Origin of the sequence: Segatella copri DSM 18205, assembly GCF_025151535.1 — a bacterium.
Lineage (GTDB): Bacteria > Bacteroidota > Bacteroidia > Bacteroidales > Bacteroidaceae > Prevotella > Prevotella copri.
On record NZ_CP102288.1, the window covers coordinates 1,933,135 to 1,947,594 of the forward strand.

Sequence of the window (14,460 nt, forward strand, 5' to 3'; positions counted from 1 at the left end):
TATAGAAGAAACTATTGTCTTACAAAGACATAAAATAAGAGAGAAACTATTTTATAAGGATAATATTGACTCATCAAAACAAATGAAAAAAGGACTATTTGCACTCGCGCTGGGTACCTTTACCTTGGGCATCGCTGAATTCATCATCGAGGGCATCATCACAGACATCGCCAACAACATGAACGTTTCCATCCCGGAAGCAGGACATCTCATCTCCATCTATGCACTCGGCGTCTGCGCCGGAGCCTTCTCACTGATACTCATGCATAAATACAGACCCAAGAATATCCTGATGTTCCTGACTTCGCTCATCACCTTCGGAGCTGTCATCGCCTCAGTAGCACCTAACTACTGGCTCTTGCTCTGCGCCCGCTTTATAGAAGGTCTGCCTCATGGCGCCTACTTCGGAACGGGTACCATCGTAGCGGTGAAGATTGCCAAAGAGGGTAAGGGAACCAATGCCGTGGCGATGATGTGCGCAGGTATGCCGGTGGCCAATCTGCTGGGTGTGCCGGTGGGAACCTTCCTAAGTCACATGTTCAGCTGGCGAGTACCTTTTGTCAGCTGTATCGTGCTCGGACTCATCACCTTATATATGATTCACAGATGGGTTCCGGATGTAGAAGCACTGCCAAACAACGGTATGAAGGCACAGTTCCATTTCCTCCGCAACAAGGCTCCGTGGCTCATCATCGCCGCCACCTTTCTGGGCAATGGCGGCATCCTCTGCTGGTTCAGTTATATCTCGCCGCTGCTTCAGATGGAAGGCGGATTCAGCGCAGCCAGCATCTCTCTGCTGATGATTCTTGCAGGCGGCGGAATGGTAGTAGGCAATCAGGTGAGTGCCTTGCTTGCCGACCGCATCAAGCCGGGCCGCTTTACCTGTTATCTCCAGTTTCTGGCGGCAGCGGCACTTCTGCTCACCTTCTTCCTCGCCCCTTTCGGCTGGGTATCTGTAGTACTGATGTTCATCTGCTGCGCCTGTCTTTTCGGAATCGGATCGCCTGAGCAATTCCTCATCGTGAAGCATGCCAAGGGTGGCGAAATGCTGGGCGGCTGCTGCATTCAGGGCGCCTTCAATCTGGGTAACGCCATGGGAGCCTTCCTCGGTGGAATTCCTGTTGCGATGGGATTGGGATACAACTTCCCTGCCCTTATCGGTGTGCCGATGGCATTGGCAGGAGCCATCTGTCTGCTGATTTTCCATAAGAAATATGAATAAAAATGCGATAATCCGAAATAAATGATTATCTTTGCAGAAGAATTTCAAATAAACAAAGAAACATAATGAAACTTAACAAGACTTTCCTTACCCTGGGCTTGGCCGCAACACTCCTGCAGATGCCAGCCTCATCGTTCGCACAGACTGCGGGCGGTAACCGTCAGAATCCTCTTTTAACAAAGAGCAGTCTTCCATTCGGTGCTCCTGACTTCAGCAAGATTCAGGAAAGCGACTACCTGCCAGCCATCGAAGCGGCTATCAGGGAGCAGCGTGCCAACATCCAGAAGATTGTAAACAACAAGAAGAAGCCTAACTTCCAGAACACCATCCTCGCCTATGAGGAGAGCGGTACGCTGCTCGAAAAGGTGACTAACATCTTCTTCGGTCTCACCAGCGCCCACAAAACTCCGGGCATCGCCGAAACCGAAAAGAAGGCTACCCCATTGCTGACCGAACTCGATAATGAGATTTCGTTCAACAAGAAACTCTTCGAGCGCATCAAGTATGTTTACGATAATGAATATAAGAAACTCAAGGGCGAAGACAAGCGCCTTACTGAGGTTATCTATAAGAGTTTTGTACGTTCAGGCGCCCTCCTTTCTGCCGAGAAGATGGAGCGCATGAAGCAGATCAACTCCCGCATCTCTGAGTTGCAGCAGGAATGGGGCAACCTTCTTCCTGCCGCTACCAACAACGCCGTGGTTTGGGTGAACAGCAAGGAAGAACTCGCCGGATTGAGCGATGCAGACATTGCACAATGCAAGAAAGATGCTGAGAGCCGCGGAGGCAAGGCACCTTACTGCATCGTCATCATCAACACCACCCAGCAGCCTATCCTCACCAATCTCCAGAACCGCGAACTGCGCAAGAAGGTGTATATGGCAAGCATCCACCGTGCCGACGGAACCAATCCTGATTTCAACACCTTCCCTATCGTAACCGAGATTGCCAAGTTGCGTGCCGAGAAGGGCAAGCTGATGGGATATGACAACTATGCCGACTATTCGCTCGAAAAGACGATGGCTAAGAACAGCAAGAATGTGGATGTTTTTCTGAAGCAGCTCATCAAGGAATATGCTCCTAAGGCTGATGCTGAAACCAAGGCGATAGAAGCGTATGCCCAGAAGACGGAGGGCAAGGACTTCAAGCTGCAGCCATACGACCGATTCTATTATTCTGCGAAGATGAAGAAGGAGATGCTCAACATTACCGATGATGAGATCAAGCCATACTTCAACATCGACAGCGTACAGGTGAACGGTGTGTTCTATGCCGCCCATCGTGTATACGGACTGAACTTCAAGCAGCGCAAGGATATTCCAACCTATCACCCAGACATGAAGGTATTCGAGGTAAGCGACAAGAACGGCAAGCCAATCGCCCTCTTCTACAGCGATTACTTCCGCCGTCCTACCAAGCGTGGCGGTGCATGGATGAGCGCCTTTGCCAAGCAGAGTAAGCAGCGCGGCCAGTTGCCTATCATATATAATGTATGCAACAACGCCAAGGCACCGGAGGGTCAGCCATCTCTCATCACATGGGATGAGGTTACTACCCTGTTCCATGAGTTCGGTCATGCACTTCACGGAATCCTTTCCGACTGCAAGTACAATACCCTGTCAGGAACAGCTGTTGCCCGCGATTTCGTAGAGATGCCATCCCAGTTTAACGAATCGTTTGCTTCTATTCCGGAGATATTCGACCATTACGCCCGTCATACCGAGAACGGTGCTGCGATGCCAGCCGATCTGAAAGAGCGCATGCTGAAGAGCATCAGCTTCCAGACCGCTTATTCACTGGGCGAGAATCTGGCTGCAACCTGTCTTGACCTTGCCTGGCACAAGATTAGCGAAGAAGAGGTGCCTTCACCTTATATGGCAGGCGCCTTCGAGAAGGAAGAGCTTCACAACATCGGTTTGCTCAACACCCAGATTCCTCCTCGCTACAGCACATCATACTTCAACCACGTATGGGGCGGCGGTTATGCTGCAGGCTATTACAGCTATCTCTGGACAGAGGTGCTGGCTGTGAACATCGCCGACTACTTTGCAAAGCATGGTGCCTTAGATCCAGCCGTTGGTCAGGCATTCCGCGATAAGATTCTGAGCCGTGGCAACACCAAGGACCAGATGGAAATGTTTACCGACTTTACAGGTATGGAGAAGCCAGATGCTTCCGGATTCCTGAAAGCAAGAGGTTTGTAACGCATAAAATTACGATATGAAACAGGTAGAGGGTGTGTCATAAGTTAATGACACACCCTCTTTCTTTATCCTTTAATAGCCTGAGGTGTCCAGCTCTTCAGGAATCTGAGCACCTTTTCTTCGTTATATCCCTTACCTTCTTCCAGGAAACTGGAATCCTGGATATGGAGAACCTTTCCGGCTTCATCGAGCACCACAAAGACCGGGAATCCGAAACGCTGAGGATTGCTCAGTCGCTTCATCAGCTGCTCAGCCTTCTTCACCGCCGCATCACCGGCAGTTTTTCTGCGATTGTAGTTCACATGAATATATTCGAAATGATCATTCACCATCTTGTTGACCGCAGCATTCTTCTCTACAAAATCGGCAAACTTCAAGCACCATGGGCACCAGTTACCACCTACCTGACAGATAACAAACTTGCCATTCTTCTTGGCTTTAGCCAAAGCCTCATCAATCTGAGCTATCGGATCGATGCTTTCATTATACACCTTCTTGAGAGCAGTCTGCATCTGAGCAGGTTTCAATGCTCCTATCTGGTCGAGCGAATCCAGTTTCTTCATCATCTCCTCCGCCTTCACGGTAGAGAATGCAACCTTACCTTCCGGATTGATCAGATAAGAGGTTGGAATCCATGAGATGTGATAATCCTTGGAAATCTTTGTTTCCTTCCATTTCTTAAACTCACAGTATTGCAACCAGCTATACTGATTATCGCCCAGATATTTCTTCATCTTCGCCTCATCGGTATCAAAAGAAACACCCACTACCTGGATCTTGGTATTGTATTTGTCATAGATAGCCTTCACCATCGGCATGTCTCTTCTGCAGTCAGGACACCAGGAAGCCCAGAAATCGAGCACGGTCCAGACACCCGGAACCGTCTTTCCGTCTTTATCCTTCTGAGTCTTCTTATCTGAAAGCTGGAAGATTTTCTTACCCGTCTTACTGTCAGTAATCGTGAAGTCGGGAGCCTCGGTGCCTACAGGCAGCAAGTCAAGCGATGTCTGTGCTCTACCGACGACAGCCGTCATCAGGAGCAAAAAGAATAATAGTTTCTTCATACAATTTTACTGTTTATGTCTGTTACTTCAAATATATATATTAATATTAACCATCGAAACTAGAACTGATAATAAATGAACGGCTGTACACTCTCCTGGGAAACCTCCACCACCATCTGCAGACAGATGATGAAGAGCAGCAGTTTAGCCACCCAAGGCAGAAGGATGAACCGCGCCTGAAGACGGTGATACTGGCGCTCGGTAAAGAGATAGCTCAGCATGACACCGATGATGCAAAGCGTCCAGGCAGGACGGGCATGGAAGAAAGGCACCAGATAATCGATACTGAAATCATTTGCCACCTTATCATACATCTTCCCCAACACACCCAAATCCTTGGCACGGAAAAACGACCACGCAAAGCATATATATAAATAGGTGATGAGCCAGCTGAGGGAATTGCCAGCCAGCGTACGGGGAATGCTTATGCCCAACTGACGGCTGAAGAACTTATGCACCACAAGTCCGAAACCATGAAGAGCACCCCAGATGACGAACATCCAGGAAGAGCCATGCCACAAACCTGCCACCAGCATGGTGAGGAAGTTGTTGAAATACATGCGCACCTTTCCCTTCCGGTTTCCACCCAGCGGAATATACACATAATCGCGGAACCAGAAGGAAAGCGAGATGTGCCAGCGACGCCAGAACTCGGTAACCGAGAGTGAGCGGTAAGGGAAATAGAAGTTGTCGGGCAGATAGAAACCCAGGATGGCTGCCACACCGATACTCATATCGCTGTATCCCGAGAAATCGAGGAAAATCTGGACAGGGTAGCCGAAGAGCGCTGCCAGATTCTCGAAACCCGAGAAGGTTTGCGGCGCATCAAACACCCAGTTGTTGAACTGTGCGATATAATCGCTCAGCATATTCTTCTTGACCAGTCCCAGCATGATGAGAAAGAGTCCCGTCCAAAGCATTCTGCTGGAAGCCTGTTCGTTTCGTTTCAGTCTGGGTATCAGATTGGCGGCACGGGTGATAGGACCCGCCATCAGCAGCGGAAAGAAGGTGAGATAGAAGCAATACTCCAGGAGCGTTACCTCCATATCAAACTTGCGCTTATAGGTATCTACCGCATAGCTGATAGCCTGGAAGGTATAGAACGAGATACCTACAGGCAGAGCGATAGACTGCAGCGAGAAGTTGGTACTGAACATCTCGTTGACTACATCGCCAATGATGAAATTGGTATATTTGAAATAGCACAGCAGAGCCAGGTCTACAAGCACCACGAAGGTGAGCAGCGCCTTGCGCGCCTTCCCCTCATGCAGTCTCATTTCCTGGGTTACGGCATAATTGATGCAAGCCGTAAGCGGCAGCATCCACATCACCATTCCGTTCACCTTATAGGCAAAGAAAAGGCTGAAGCAGATGACATACATCATCATGGCTGTGCGCGAATAGCTCTTGAGCAGGGTATAAATGGCAAGGAAGAAGATGAAGAGCAGCGCAAACGGAATGCTGCCCATCATCAGCGGAGAATCTGCCTGATAAACAAACAGCCGCTCTATCCAATGCCACAAGGCACTTATTTCGAATGTTGAATAATTCATTTGTCTGTTCTGAAGATATTATTTATTGAACTCTTTCTTATATGGAGTCTTTATGGTTTACATGCTTTACCGCTGGAACCGTCTTGTCAGCAGCAGCCGGAGCCGTTTTTCCTGCAGTTTCAGGTACCTTGGTTGCAGCAGGACTTTCTGTGGTTTCAGGCACAGTTCCCTCAACAGGCATAGAAAGAGAATCCTTCTTCATAGCCGTGTTGTCTGCCCTATGTTTGGTTCCAGGAGGCAAGATGGTAATCTGTCTGTATCTGCGGTCACGCTTATCCGGCTTTTCCAATCGGAACGGATGCACACAATGACCGCTATTCATCCACTCTACAATCTTATCCATCCACATGGCAGATGAAGCCATAGTCGGATGCCGGCCGTCTTTCTGGCGTTCGAAGGCAAGTTTGTAGCTAGGATAATAGCCTCGTGGTCCCATCACCTCACGGAGGAGTTTGTTATATCCATTATCCTCACACCAGTTTGGCGGACCGATCCATATCGTCGGAATATTACCAATCTTGCTCAGGATGGCACGGATGCGTTTTTCACATCCCTTCATATCAGACGTATACAGTTCGTTGCTGCCCAGACATACAAAGACATGGGTAGGTTTTATACGTTGGATATAATGCTGCAGGGTATCGGTAGCAGCCCAGTTTCTGGTGCCCGAACTCACCCAGGTAATACAGGTGAGTTTATGACCGTTCTTGTTGGCATAATCAGCCAGTCGCAGACCTAGATATTCCGACATCGAGTCGCCGAAGATCAGTACTCGCTGCGCCGCCGTATCCACGGGTTCCTTTATCATGCTGTCAGCCTTTTCCTCTTCAGTAAGCTCTGCCTCGCTTTTACCGGTGAGCGCATCCATTCCAATCTGTTTCAGCGGAATGTTTTCAGCCACTTGCTCTGGAAGAAAGGCATAAGCCAGCAGTCCTCCAATGGCTATTGCCAGCAGGGCTATCATTTTCCAGGTTTCTTTCATTTTATATCTTTAATGAGTTTTGGTTATTCTTTTTCTTATACATTCATCTGGCATTACAGCTGAAAGGGAGTGAGCACATTGAGCAACTTTCCGAAATCGGCCTTCGAGATGCGCCTTCCTCTCAAGCTGCGCACCTGCGGATAGTCTTCGAAATAGTTCTCCATCGTTGTATACCACTGATGAGAAACCACTTCCCTGACCGTCTTCAGCTGATTTTCGATGCGACGGGCAAAACTCGGATTCACTCTCGAGAGATAATGTCTTCCATCATTCATTTCGATGGCAAGCATCAGATAGATTTGCGGTCCCTTCTTCTCTTTCCTGCTTCTTACGGTTTCGCTTACCTTCCAGCCCTTGGTGGATGTCGATACTCTGATATCCCAGCCATACTGGCTGTTGAGCTTATCCATCAGCCCCTTGAACACAACCCCGTGAGCCGAGGTATCTTTCAGTCCCGTATAACCGATGATGTAATGTATCATCTCGTGGAGCAAGACACTCTTTGCCTGCTTGTCGGTCATATCATAATAAGTAGACATGGAGAGTTTGAAATCGTAGAGTTTGGTGCGTCCCCATCTGGAGGCCCGCTTATAGGCAAGTTGCCCCAAGCGAGTCTTGGCATGAGTAAGTCCGAGTTCAGGAACAGGCAGCTTTCCCCCGAAATATTCCTGGTCGAAACGCCTGAACCACTCCTCCATCCATTCTATTGTAACAATCATGTATGTATATTTATTCAATAATTATTCAGTTCTGTATATCAGATACTACAAAACGTTTGCAAAGATACAACTTTTTCTTTGTTTCTTTCAATATTTATCGAAAAATGCGTAACTTAGCACGCAAATTTCAACAAAAATGAACAAGACAGCACAACATATGCTACTCTACTCCTCTATCTTCATCATTATCATCGGTATCTCGCTCTTCCTGCTAGCCGTAGTCCTTGCCCTCACGGTATTCGTTGCCATCAAGAAATATGAGCATTACAAGCACAGAAGGCTGTCGAGGAAACACCGCAGAAGACATGTGGTAAAGGTAAAAAGGTAAAAAAGTAAAAGGGGGAAGAGAGGGGAAAAACCTATTTTATAGGGGAAAATGAACATTTTTTGAAGGAAAAGAGAAAAAAATACCGAAAAAATTTGGTAATATCAAATAAAAGCATTACCTTTGCACTCGCTTTTGAGATATAAAGCTTTTGGGTAGTTACCAGAGTGGCCAAATGGGGCAGACTGTAAATCTGCTGGCTATGCCTTCGGTGGTTCGAATCCATCACTACCCACTTTTCCCAAAAAATAACTCAAAAATTTAAGAGTCCGACTTTCGAAAGAGAGGCGGACTTTTTTTATACAATCGATTAGGAGGTAAACACTAATCGTAGGCGTTTATCTCCTATTTTCGCATTTACCGACCTCTCACACCACCGTACATGCGGTTCCGCATACGGCGGTGCCTATTGGGTGCTTGAAGAACTAAAAAGCTAAAACAGGAGGCAAAGACTCTCACTTTATCATTGCCTCCTGATTCTCTATTTATTATACCTTATAAACAATTTGTTCAAATCATCTTGGCTCATCAAATGCTTAATATCATTACGAACCGAGGAAGAAGCTGCATTGAGCGATTGCACTTTCTTACCTGTCGCTATATCCACAATGCGCATCATCTCATTACGCTTAATAGCAGAACAACGCTCTGAATATGCTGCCATTCCCTTCAATTTGGGAACAGAGTCTGCATAGCCAGTATAATGAGGTTCAAGCAATACAAACTCAAACTGCTCATCCACACGACGCACAACGATAAAATCAGGGAAATGCGGTCTTAATTCGTCGCCATTAAGATATTGAATACATAGAAAACCATTCTTATTAGGAACATTTCTCACCCAGCAAACGAAACCTTCTTTTTTCTGTTCCACATCAAGTACAGCTTGCTCCCACTCATTCAACTTAAATACAGCCTTCCCCTCTCCATCCACATATAAATGATCAGTAAATGCTGTTCCTTCAGGATGCTTGCTCGTAACCATCAAGTCTGGCAAGGTTAAATCGAATGGCAAAGTAGATACGTGAGCCTTTACAATCTTCTCATATTCACGCTTCACTTCCTCCCCAAAATCCTCTAACTTTTGACGATACTTATCGTAATATTCATAGAATGCCTCTTTGCAATACTTATCCAGACGTTCCATACACGACTGATTATTGGCGTAGAGGATAAATTGCAAACGCAGTTCAGTATTGTCATACTCATCCAGGCGAGCCTTGCGATAAGCATTCAGCACGCCGTCTTTTCCAAAACGTGTTTCCACATTCTCGCTCCAAGTATCTATATCCGACTCTGAAAGAATGAGTTTGCCATCCTCGCCCTCTTTTGCGCTTTTGCCCAAGGCATCAAAAGCTAACACCACATCGTTCATGGTGCGGATTTTCTCCATCGTCTGCTGGTAAGTCCCAGCATCCTGCAAATCCTTGACGAAATCAGTTATCTGACCGACGATATCATTCTTCAGCTTATTGACGGCATCTCTGCACAATCGAGTGCGAACCAGCAAATGGCAAAGTTTGAAAAGAGCTTTTCGATAATCCGTAACGCTTTTTTGCGGTATCGCATAATTATCTATCTGAGCGGCATTGATAGCCTCGAACACTTCCTGTCGTGAAAGTCCACAAGGCAAGTTGCCCCTAAGTTTCAATTCCTGCTTAGGCGAAGGATTGGTTTCCACATGAGTAGGAATCGTACCTTCCAATTCTCGCTTCACCCGTTCTACGGTAACCGCATCAAAATTAGGAAGGAAAAGCTGTACTTCATTCAAAGTATCATCAGTCTCTATTCGTTTCTGCAAAGGAGTGCGCACCATTCTTCCTAGCAGTTGGGCGATGTTGGTGTAACCTGATGCCACCTTGAACGACATCATCGTCTCAGCCCTTGGACAATCCCAACCTGTGGAAAGATTATCCTTGAAGAAGATGACTTTTACGTCCTTGGACTCCGATATTCGTGAAGGGTCGAGATAAGGCACTTCAAGCCCACTGACAGTTATGGATTCCTTGATGTCGAAAGTATGTACCACTTCACCACTTCTCAATGAAATCCCGGCATGAGCCTCAATGATGCGCAAGCACTCGTCGAGGTTGGTCTCAGACAACTTATCATCCTTTTTGTTCTTTACCTGAACCACCAAGGCTGGTCTCACTTCTACATCCTCATGTTGACGATACGCCTCCCAATGCTGGCATTTACTTTTCCAGTCCTTTGCGGCTTCCGCCAGATAGGTCATCTCGGCGAAAGCCTCTCCTGTCTGAGGATGGTGTATTTTGATCTCATCCTTCAACAAGCCTGACGCACGCACCTCATCGGGAGTAACCTCCACCTTAGGCAACAGCGTAGAATCAGCAGATTTCACCAATTCATTGAATCGTTCCAAGGTGGCACTCATGCCGATTATCAATGGCATGGACGGCATATTGTCTGTCTCCGAACCGAGAACAAACTTCTGCATGATACTCATCTGCGTACCAATCTCATTGGGCTTGGCACCACGATGAGCCTCATCAATGATAACCACAAGTTTGTCACCATACTCCTCTATCGTGTTGCGCATGAAGTCCCAACCTGTATAGTTACGGCTATCGCTATACTTCACAAGATTGCTGTTTACCCCAAATTTCTGGGTATTCACATAATAAATGGTACCCAACTGAAGTTTGTCGGCCTTGAAGTTCTGCTCATCAATAGTCACAACTTGGCGATTTCTCAACTTGTCTGCCACTTTGTAGAGTTTGTCCTTACTCTGCTCGTTCAGTTCAGGTGCATCGCTTATCCATAGCACGATGGCATCATTCTGAGTCCCTTGATAGGTGTCGCCAGTATAGAGAGCCTCGATGAATGCAGACATGATGATGGTCTTGCCAGCACCCGTAGGGGCTGTAAAAGGTATGATGCTCTTCTCACCATCTTGCTTATAGCGACGCTGTGCCTTCACCTGTCGCTCTCGCAGACTGCCAAGTGCTTTATTCTGAAATTCAAATAAATCTACTAACATACGTGCCTTATTGTTTTCTTTCTATATTAATCTTAAAGTTGTCGAGATAGTCACGGTAAAGCTGATAAGTCTGCTTAACATTCAGACTTGCAGCCAACGTGCGATAATTCTCCTCACTATCTTCAATGATGTAAACGGTCTCCACCTCTGGCTTGTCCCGCAATGCCTCTTTCAGCTCGTCTATGGCAAACTCATCGTTCAAGACAGCCATCTTGTTCTCGGGAAATACCATAAACTCACCATCCACATGAGTAGGACACACACCATGGGCACCTGCTTTCATCCACAAGATAGGCAGCAGTTCGTTCAACTGGGCGCCAAGCGAAACCTTATCTTTATCAAGGAAAGTCAACTTATAGTAAGCCGCATTTGCGACAAAGCCTTCAGCCATCGGAATCGTAACAGGTACAGTCTTGGTCTTTTCGGGCAATTCATCCAGTTCCTTTTTGGTTACGGTGAATGCCTTATTATTAGAAGTAACCACGTAGATGGTATCAATACTCTCATGAATATCCTCCATAAACCCGTCTATCTTGGTAACATCGAAGAGGATTGCATTATTAGCATCCTCTGGCACAAGATATGGGCATTCAGCCTTAACCGCATTTTGTGGCATCTTCTTGTCGCCAATCAAGCCAACGATTTGTTTCTTCAATTTTGTTCCCAAGGAATCATCACGAAGGTCAAGGCTAATTTGCTTGATACTTCTTTTTACCACCTTCTCTTCCGTATTGGAAGTAATGTAATCTCCCTGAATTGGGTTTCCATTCACATCCACACCAAGAATGGAGCATTTTGTACGTGGCCAGTTCACATAGCGAGCGATGCCAAACTTCTCCCATTCCTCATCACCCTTGTGCAAACCATTGGCTCGGAATGCCTTTTCCTCCTCGGCACTCACCTCATTGTTGGTCACCATGATGCAACGGCGATGTCCGCCATCCTCCTTATTCAAGAGATTAACAGCATGAAGGGTTGTACCACTGCCCGAGAAGAAATCGAGGATGAGAGCGTTTGGGTTGTTGGCTACGAAGAAACGGATGGCATCGTGGACGGCGTAAAGGGACTTGGGGAAATCAAAACGCTTTTCTCCAAGAAACTTCTTTATCAACAATGTTCCATAAGAACTGGCATTATGTAATTTATCTACCCAAACTCTTCTTGGACGTAAAGTATCATCATCAGTATTGAGATAATGCCCCGATATCACAGCGCCATATTCATCCCTACTATCGACTACTATTACCCCATTATCAATGTCTTTCACCATACCTTCTGCCAAATACTTTACAGACCCTGTTTTGGTATCTTTATTCCAATTTATAACTTTCAAATATCCTTTAGAAAGCAAAGCTTCAGCCGATTCTGGAACAAGACTCCAAATTCTTTCAGAACCACTAGGGTCTAACGGCCACAACGCAGAACATCCTTGTGGTATAACAACGTCCCCTCGATTAATATCTGGAGTAAGAGCCTCTCCTATCTTTACAATATGTCCATCCTCATTATCCACAATAACTGGATAAAATTGATGAGGTCTCGAAGTTCTAAAATTACCTTTATTTCTTCTTCTAAAACCGAGAAAATCAATAGCATTCTTTTTGGTAGGACTTTCTTCTTGAAGAACACTTAGCATATTCTTATCCAATTGAAGAACTGGCATATTTCCAAGACTTACAAAAAAAACGTATTCTTCTACTCTCGAAAATTGCCCATCTCTGGAAACACCCTTTCCACTAATAACAGAAGTCACCATCTGAATATTTGCCTCTGGAAACATTTCCTCCAACAAACATCCAAGATGCAAATACTCTTTCTCATCAATAGTGACAATCATCACCGAGTTCTTCGGATTCAGCAACTTCTTAGCAAGCAACAAGCGACTTTCCATCATAGCCAACCATTTACTATGACGGTAACTATCATTTCCATCCACATAATTATTGTTGTATTTCCAATCGGTAGCACCACTATTGTAAGGAGGGTCTATATAGATACAATCCACCTGTTGCGGATAAAGATAAGCCAAGAGCTGGAGAGCATGAAAATTGTCCGCCTCTATCAACGTGTGCCAAAGGTCGCTATCGGGAGCATTCTTTACAGAGTCCACATATTTGAGGCAAGGGTAAATAGGCTCACCATTCTTTGCCACACAAATGAGGTCTTGGCAAGAAACTTGCAGTTCCTCACCTGATATAGAATGGTGGCAAGTAGCCATCCCACGGCACACACTCATCACCTCCCAAAGAATATCCTCTGTGAGCCTTTTGTCATCATCCACCTTGCGAATCACCTTGCATCCACGGCTGATAGGATAGTCATAGAGCAAAGTCATCTCTGGCACATGATTCTCAAACACAAGTCCAAACTTTTTATGCTTGGTCAGCTCTTTCACCTCCTTTGCCACATGAAGGCGAAGTTCCGGATCTTGTATTCGAGCAATTAAATCATTAATCGCTGCCATCTTATAATTATTTTAAGTCGCATCCAACTATCAAGACGGCTTGCTGCAAGGAGAGAGCATCATGGATGGAAAAAAGGAAAAGGTGCGGACCCCTTTCCTTTCGCGTTCACGGGAAGCCTGAGAATGAAAACCCGACGTTCACATAGGATAGGACGTCCACACCATATAGGTATGAACATCAACTTATCAATGTGAACGTACGAGCAAACCTCCTCTTATCATACATTACACTGGGTAATGCACAAAGAGGCCTCCACTGCAAACAGCATTCCGATTACTCTTTCTGCGGAAAGATAGCACCAACCGAAAGCAATAAAGCTTGCTTTAATTGCTGAGGCGCAGCCTATCTTATGCAAAGAAATCAGTTTCTCAGGCTTTTTCTTTGTGAACGCGAAATAATAGTCAATGCTTTGTTTTTACTAAAATGTCTTGGAAATGGCCAAAACCAAATCCAAGTGCAAAGATACAAATATTATTTGAAAATCAACAATATTTTATGAAAAAGAATTTATAAAGAGACAAATAATGCATTTTTCCCGTAATCTTATCAAAGGAGTTCATTCGCCCAAATCCACCAAACAACAAACTTGGCACTATAACTATAACAAAAACGACCCGCCGATTTAAGCTTCATCGAGAGGCTTGGCGGGTTCTTGTTTCTGGCTGCAAATTTACAACATAAAATCTGAATCTCCAAACATTTTGGAGAAATAATTGCATTAATTCTGAAAATAATTTTTCCAAAACAAAAGTGCAATAATCTACAAGTCAACAACTTAACTTTATTTAACTATAAAAAAGTTTACCATTTCTTGCTACATTTGTATTATTTTCGTAACTTTGTACTTGTCAAGGAGTAATAAGCCCCGAACACCCCTATATGTGCGAGATTGTTACTGCCGAGAGAAGTTGAATATTTAAAAAGT

At 45.6% G+C, this 14,460-nt stretch carries 9 protein-coding genes and 1 tRNA gene; 4 read left to right on the plus strand and 6 right to left on the minus strand.

What is annotated here, in order from left to right:
- Window positions 1-82: 82 nt before the first annotated feature.
- The gene (locus NQ544_RS08250; RefSeq protein WP_040552847.1) at window positions 83-1,222 is read left to right on the plus strand and encodes an MFS transporter; all 1,140 of its coding nucleotides are present in this window, start codon (window positions 83-85) and stop codon (window positions 1,220-1,222) included.
- 65 nt (window positions 1,223-1,287) lie between these two features.
- A complete protein-coding gene (locus NQ544_RS08255) occupies window positions 1,288-3,426 on the plus strand; it encodes a M3 family metallopeptidase (protein WP_006847097.1) in 2,139 nt (712 codons plus the stop codon).
- Between the two features lie 65 nt (window positions 3,427-3,491).
- On the opposite strand, the gene NQ544_RS08260 is transcribed toward NQ544_RS08255, so the two are convergent.
- From NQ544_RS08260 to NQ544_RS08275, 4 genes are read right to left on the minus strand one after another with little or no spacing between them, the layout of a single operon-like run.
- Window positions 3,492-4,490 (minus strand): thioredoxin-like domain-containing protein, encoded by a 999-nt coding sequence (locus NQ544_RS08260; RefSeq protein WP_006847096.1) that lies wholly within the window; start codon window positions 4,488-4,490, stop codon window positions 3,492-3,494.
- Window positions 4,491-4,549: 59 nt separating this feature from the next.
- Window positions 4,550-6,043, minus strand: a complete 1,494-nt coding sequence (locus NQ544_RS08265; RefSeq protein ID WP_006847095.1) for an MBOAT family O-acyltransferase — start codon at window positions 6,041-6,043, stop codon at window positions 4,550-4,552.
- 37 nt (window positions 6,044-6,080) lie between these two features.
- Window positions 6,081-7,025, minus strand: a complete 945-nt coding sequence (locus NQ544_RS08270; protein WP_006847094.1) for an SGNH/GDSL hydrolase family protein — start codon at window positions 7,023-7,025, stop codon at window positions 6,081-6,083.
- A 53-nt stretch (window positions 7,026-7,078) separates the two neighbouring features.
- The gene (locus tag NQ544_RS08275; protein WP_006847093.1) at window positions 7,079-7,744 is read right to left on the minus strand and encodes a SprT-like domain-containing protein; all 666 of its coding nucleotides are present in this window, start codon (window positions 7,742-7,744) and stop codon (window positions 7,079-7,081) included.
- A 136-nt stretch (window positions 7,745-7,880) separates the two neighbouring features.
- Between NQ544_RS08275 and NQ544_RS08280 the strand changes: the two genes are divergently transcribed.
- Both NQ544_RS08280 and NQ544_RS08285 read left to right on the plus strand, forming a co-directional pair.
- A complete protein-coding gene (locus tag NQ544_RS08280) occupies window positions 7,881-8,072 on the plus strand; it encodes a hypothetical protein (RefSeq protein ID WP_006847091.1) in 192 nt (63 codons plus the stop codon).
- Between the two features lie 150 nt (window positions 8,073-8,222).
- Window positions 8,223-8,304, plus strand: a tRNA-Tyr gene (locus tag NQ544_RS08285).
- A gap of 246 nt (window positions 8,305-8,550) precedes the next feature.
- Here NQ544_RS08285 and NQ544_RS08290 read toward each other — a convergent pair.
- Together NQ544_RS08290 and NQ544_RS08295 are read right to left on the minus strand one after the other, a co-directional pair.
- On the minus strand, window positions 8,551-11,070 hold the full coding sequence (locus tag NQ544_RS08290) for a DEAD/DEAH box helicase (RefSeq protein WP_006847090.1): 2,520 nt from the start codon (window positions 11,068-11,070) through the stop codon (window positions 8,551-8,553).
- A gap of 7 nt (window positions 11,071-11,077) precedes the next feature.
- Window positions 11,078-13,534 (minus strand): site-specific DNA-methyltransferase, encoded by a 2,457-nt coding sequence (locus NQ544_RS08295; RefSeq protein WP_006847089.1) that lies wholly within the window; start codon window positions 13,532-13,534, stop codon window positions 11,078-11,080.
- Window positions 13,535-14,460 lie beyond the last annotated feature (926 nt).

Excerpts from the sequence above, each read along its gene's own strand:
- NQ544_RS08250 (WP_040552847.1), top strand. The coding sequence starts at position 83 with ATGAAAAAAGGACTATTTGCACTCGCGCTGGGTACCTTTACCTTGGGC.
- NQ544_RS08255 (WP_006847097.1), top strand. The coding sequence starts at position 1,288 with ATGAAACTTAACAAGACTTTCCTTACCCTGGGCTTGGCCGCAACACTC.
- NQ544_RS08265 (WP_006847095.1), bottom strand. The coding sequence starts at position 6,043 with ATGAATTATTCAACATTCGAAATAAGTGCCTTGTGGCATTGGATAGAG.
- NQ544_RS08295 (WP_006847089.1), bottom strand. The coding sequence starts at position 13,534 with ATGGCAGCGATTAATGATTTAATTGCTCGAATACAAGATCCGGAACTT.
- NQ544_RS08290 (WP_006847090.1), bottom strand. The coding sequence starts at position 11,070 with ATGTTAGTAGATTTATTTGAATTTCAGAATAAAGCACTTGGCAGTCTG.
- NQ544_RS08280 (WP_006847091.1), top strand. The coding sequence starts at position 7,881 with ATGAACAAGACAGCACAACATATGCTACTCTACTCCTCTATCTTCATC.
- NQ544_RS08260 (WP_006847096.1), bottom strand. The coding sequence starts at position 4,490 with ATGAAGAAACTATTATTCTTTTTGCTCCTGATGACGGCTGTCGTCGGT.
- NQ544_RS08275 (WP_006847093.1), bottom strand. The coding sequence starts at position 7,744 with ATGATTGTTACAATAGAATGGATGGAGGAGTGGTTCAGGCGTTTCGAC.
- NQ544_RS08270 (WP_006847094.1), bottom strand. The coding sequence starts at position 7,025 with ATGAAAGAAACCTGGAAAATGATAGCCCTGCTGGCAATAGCCATTGGA.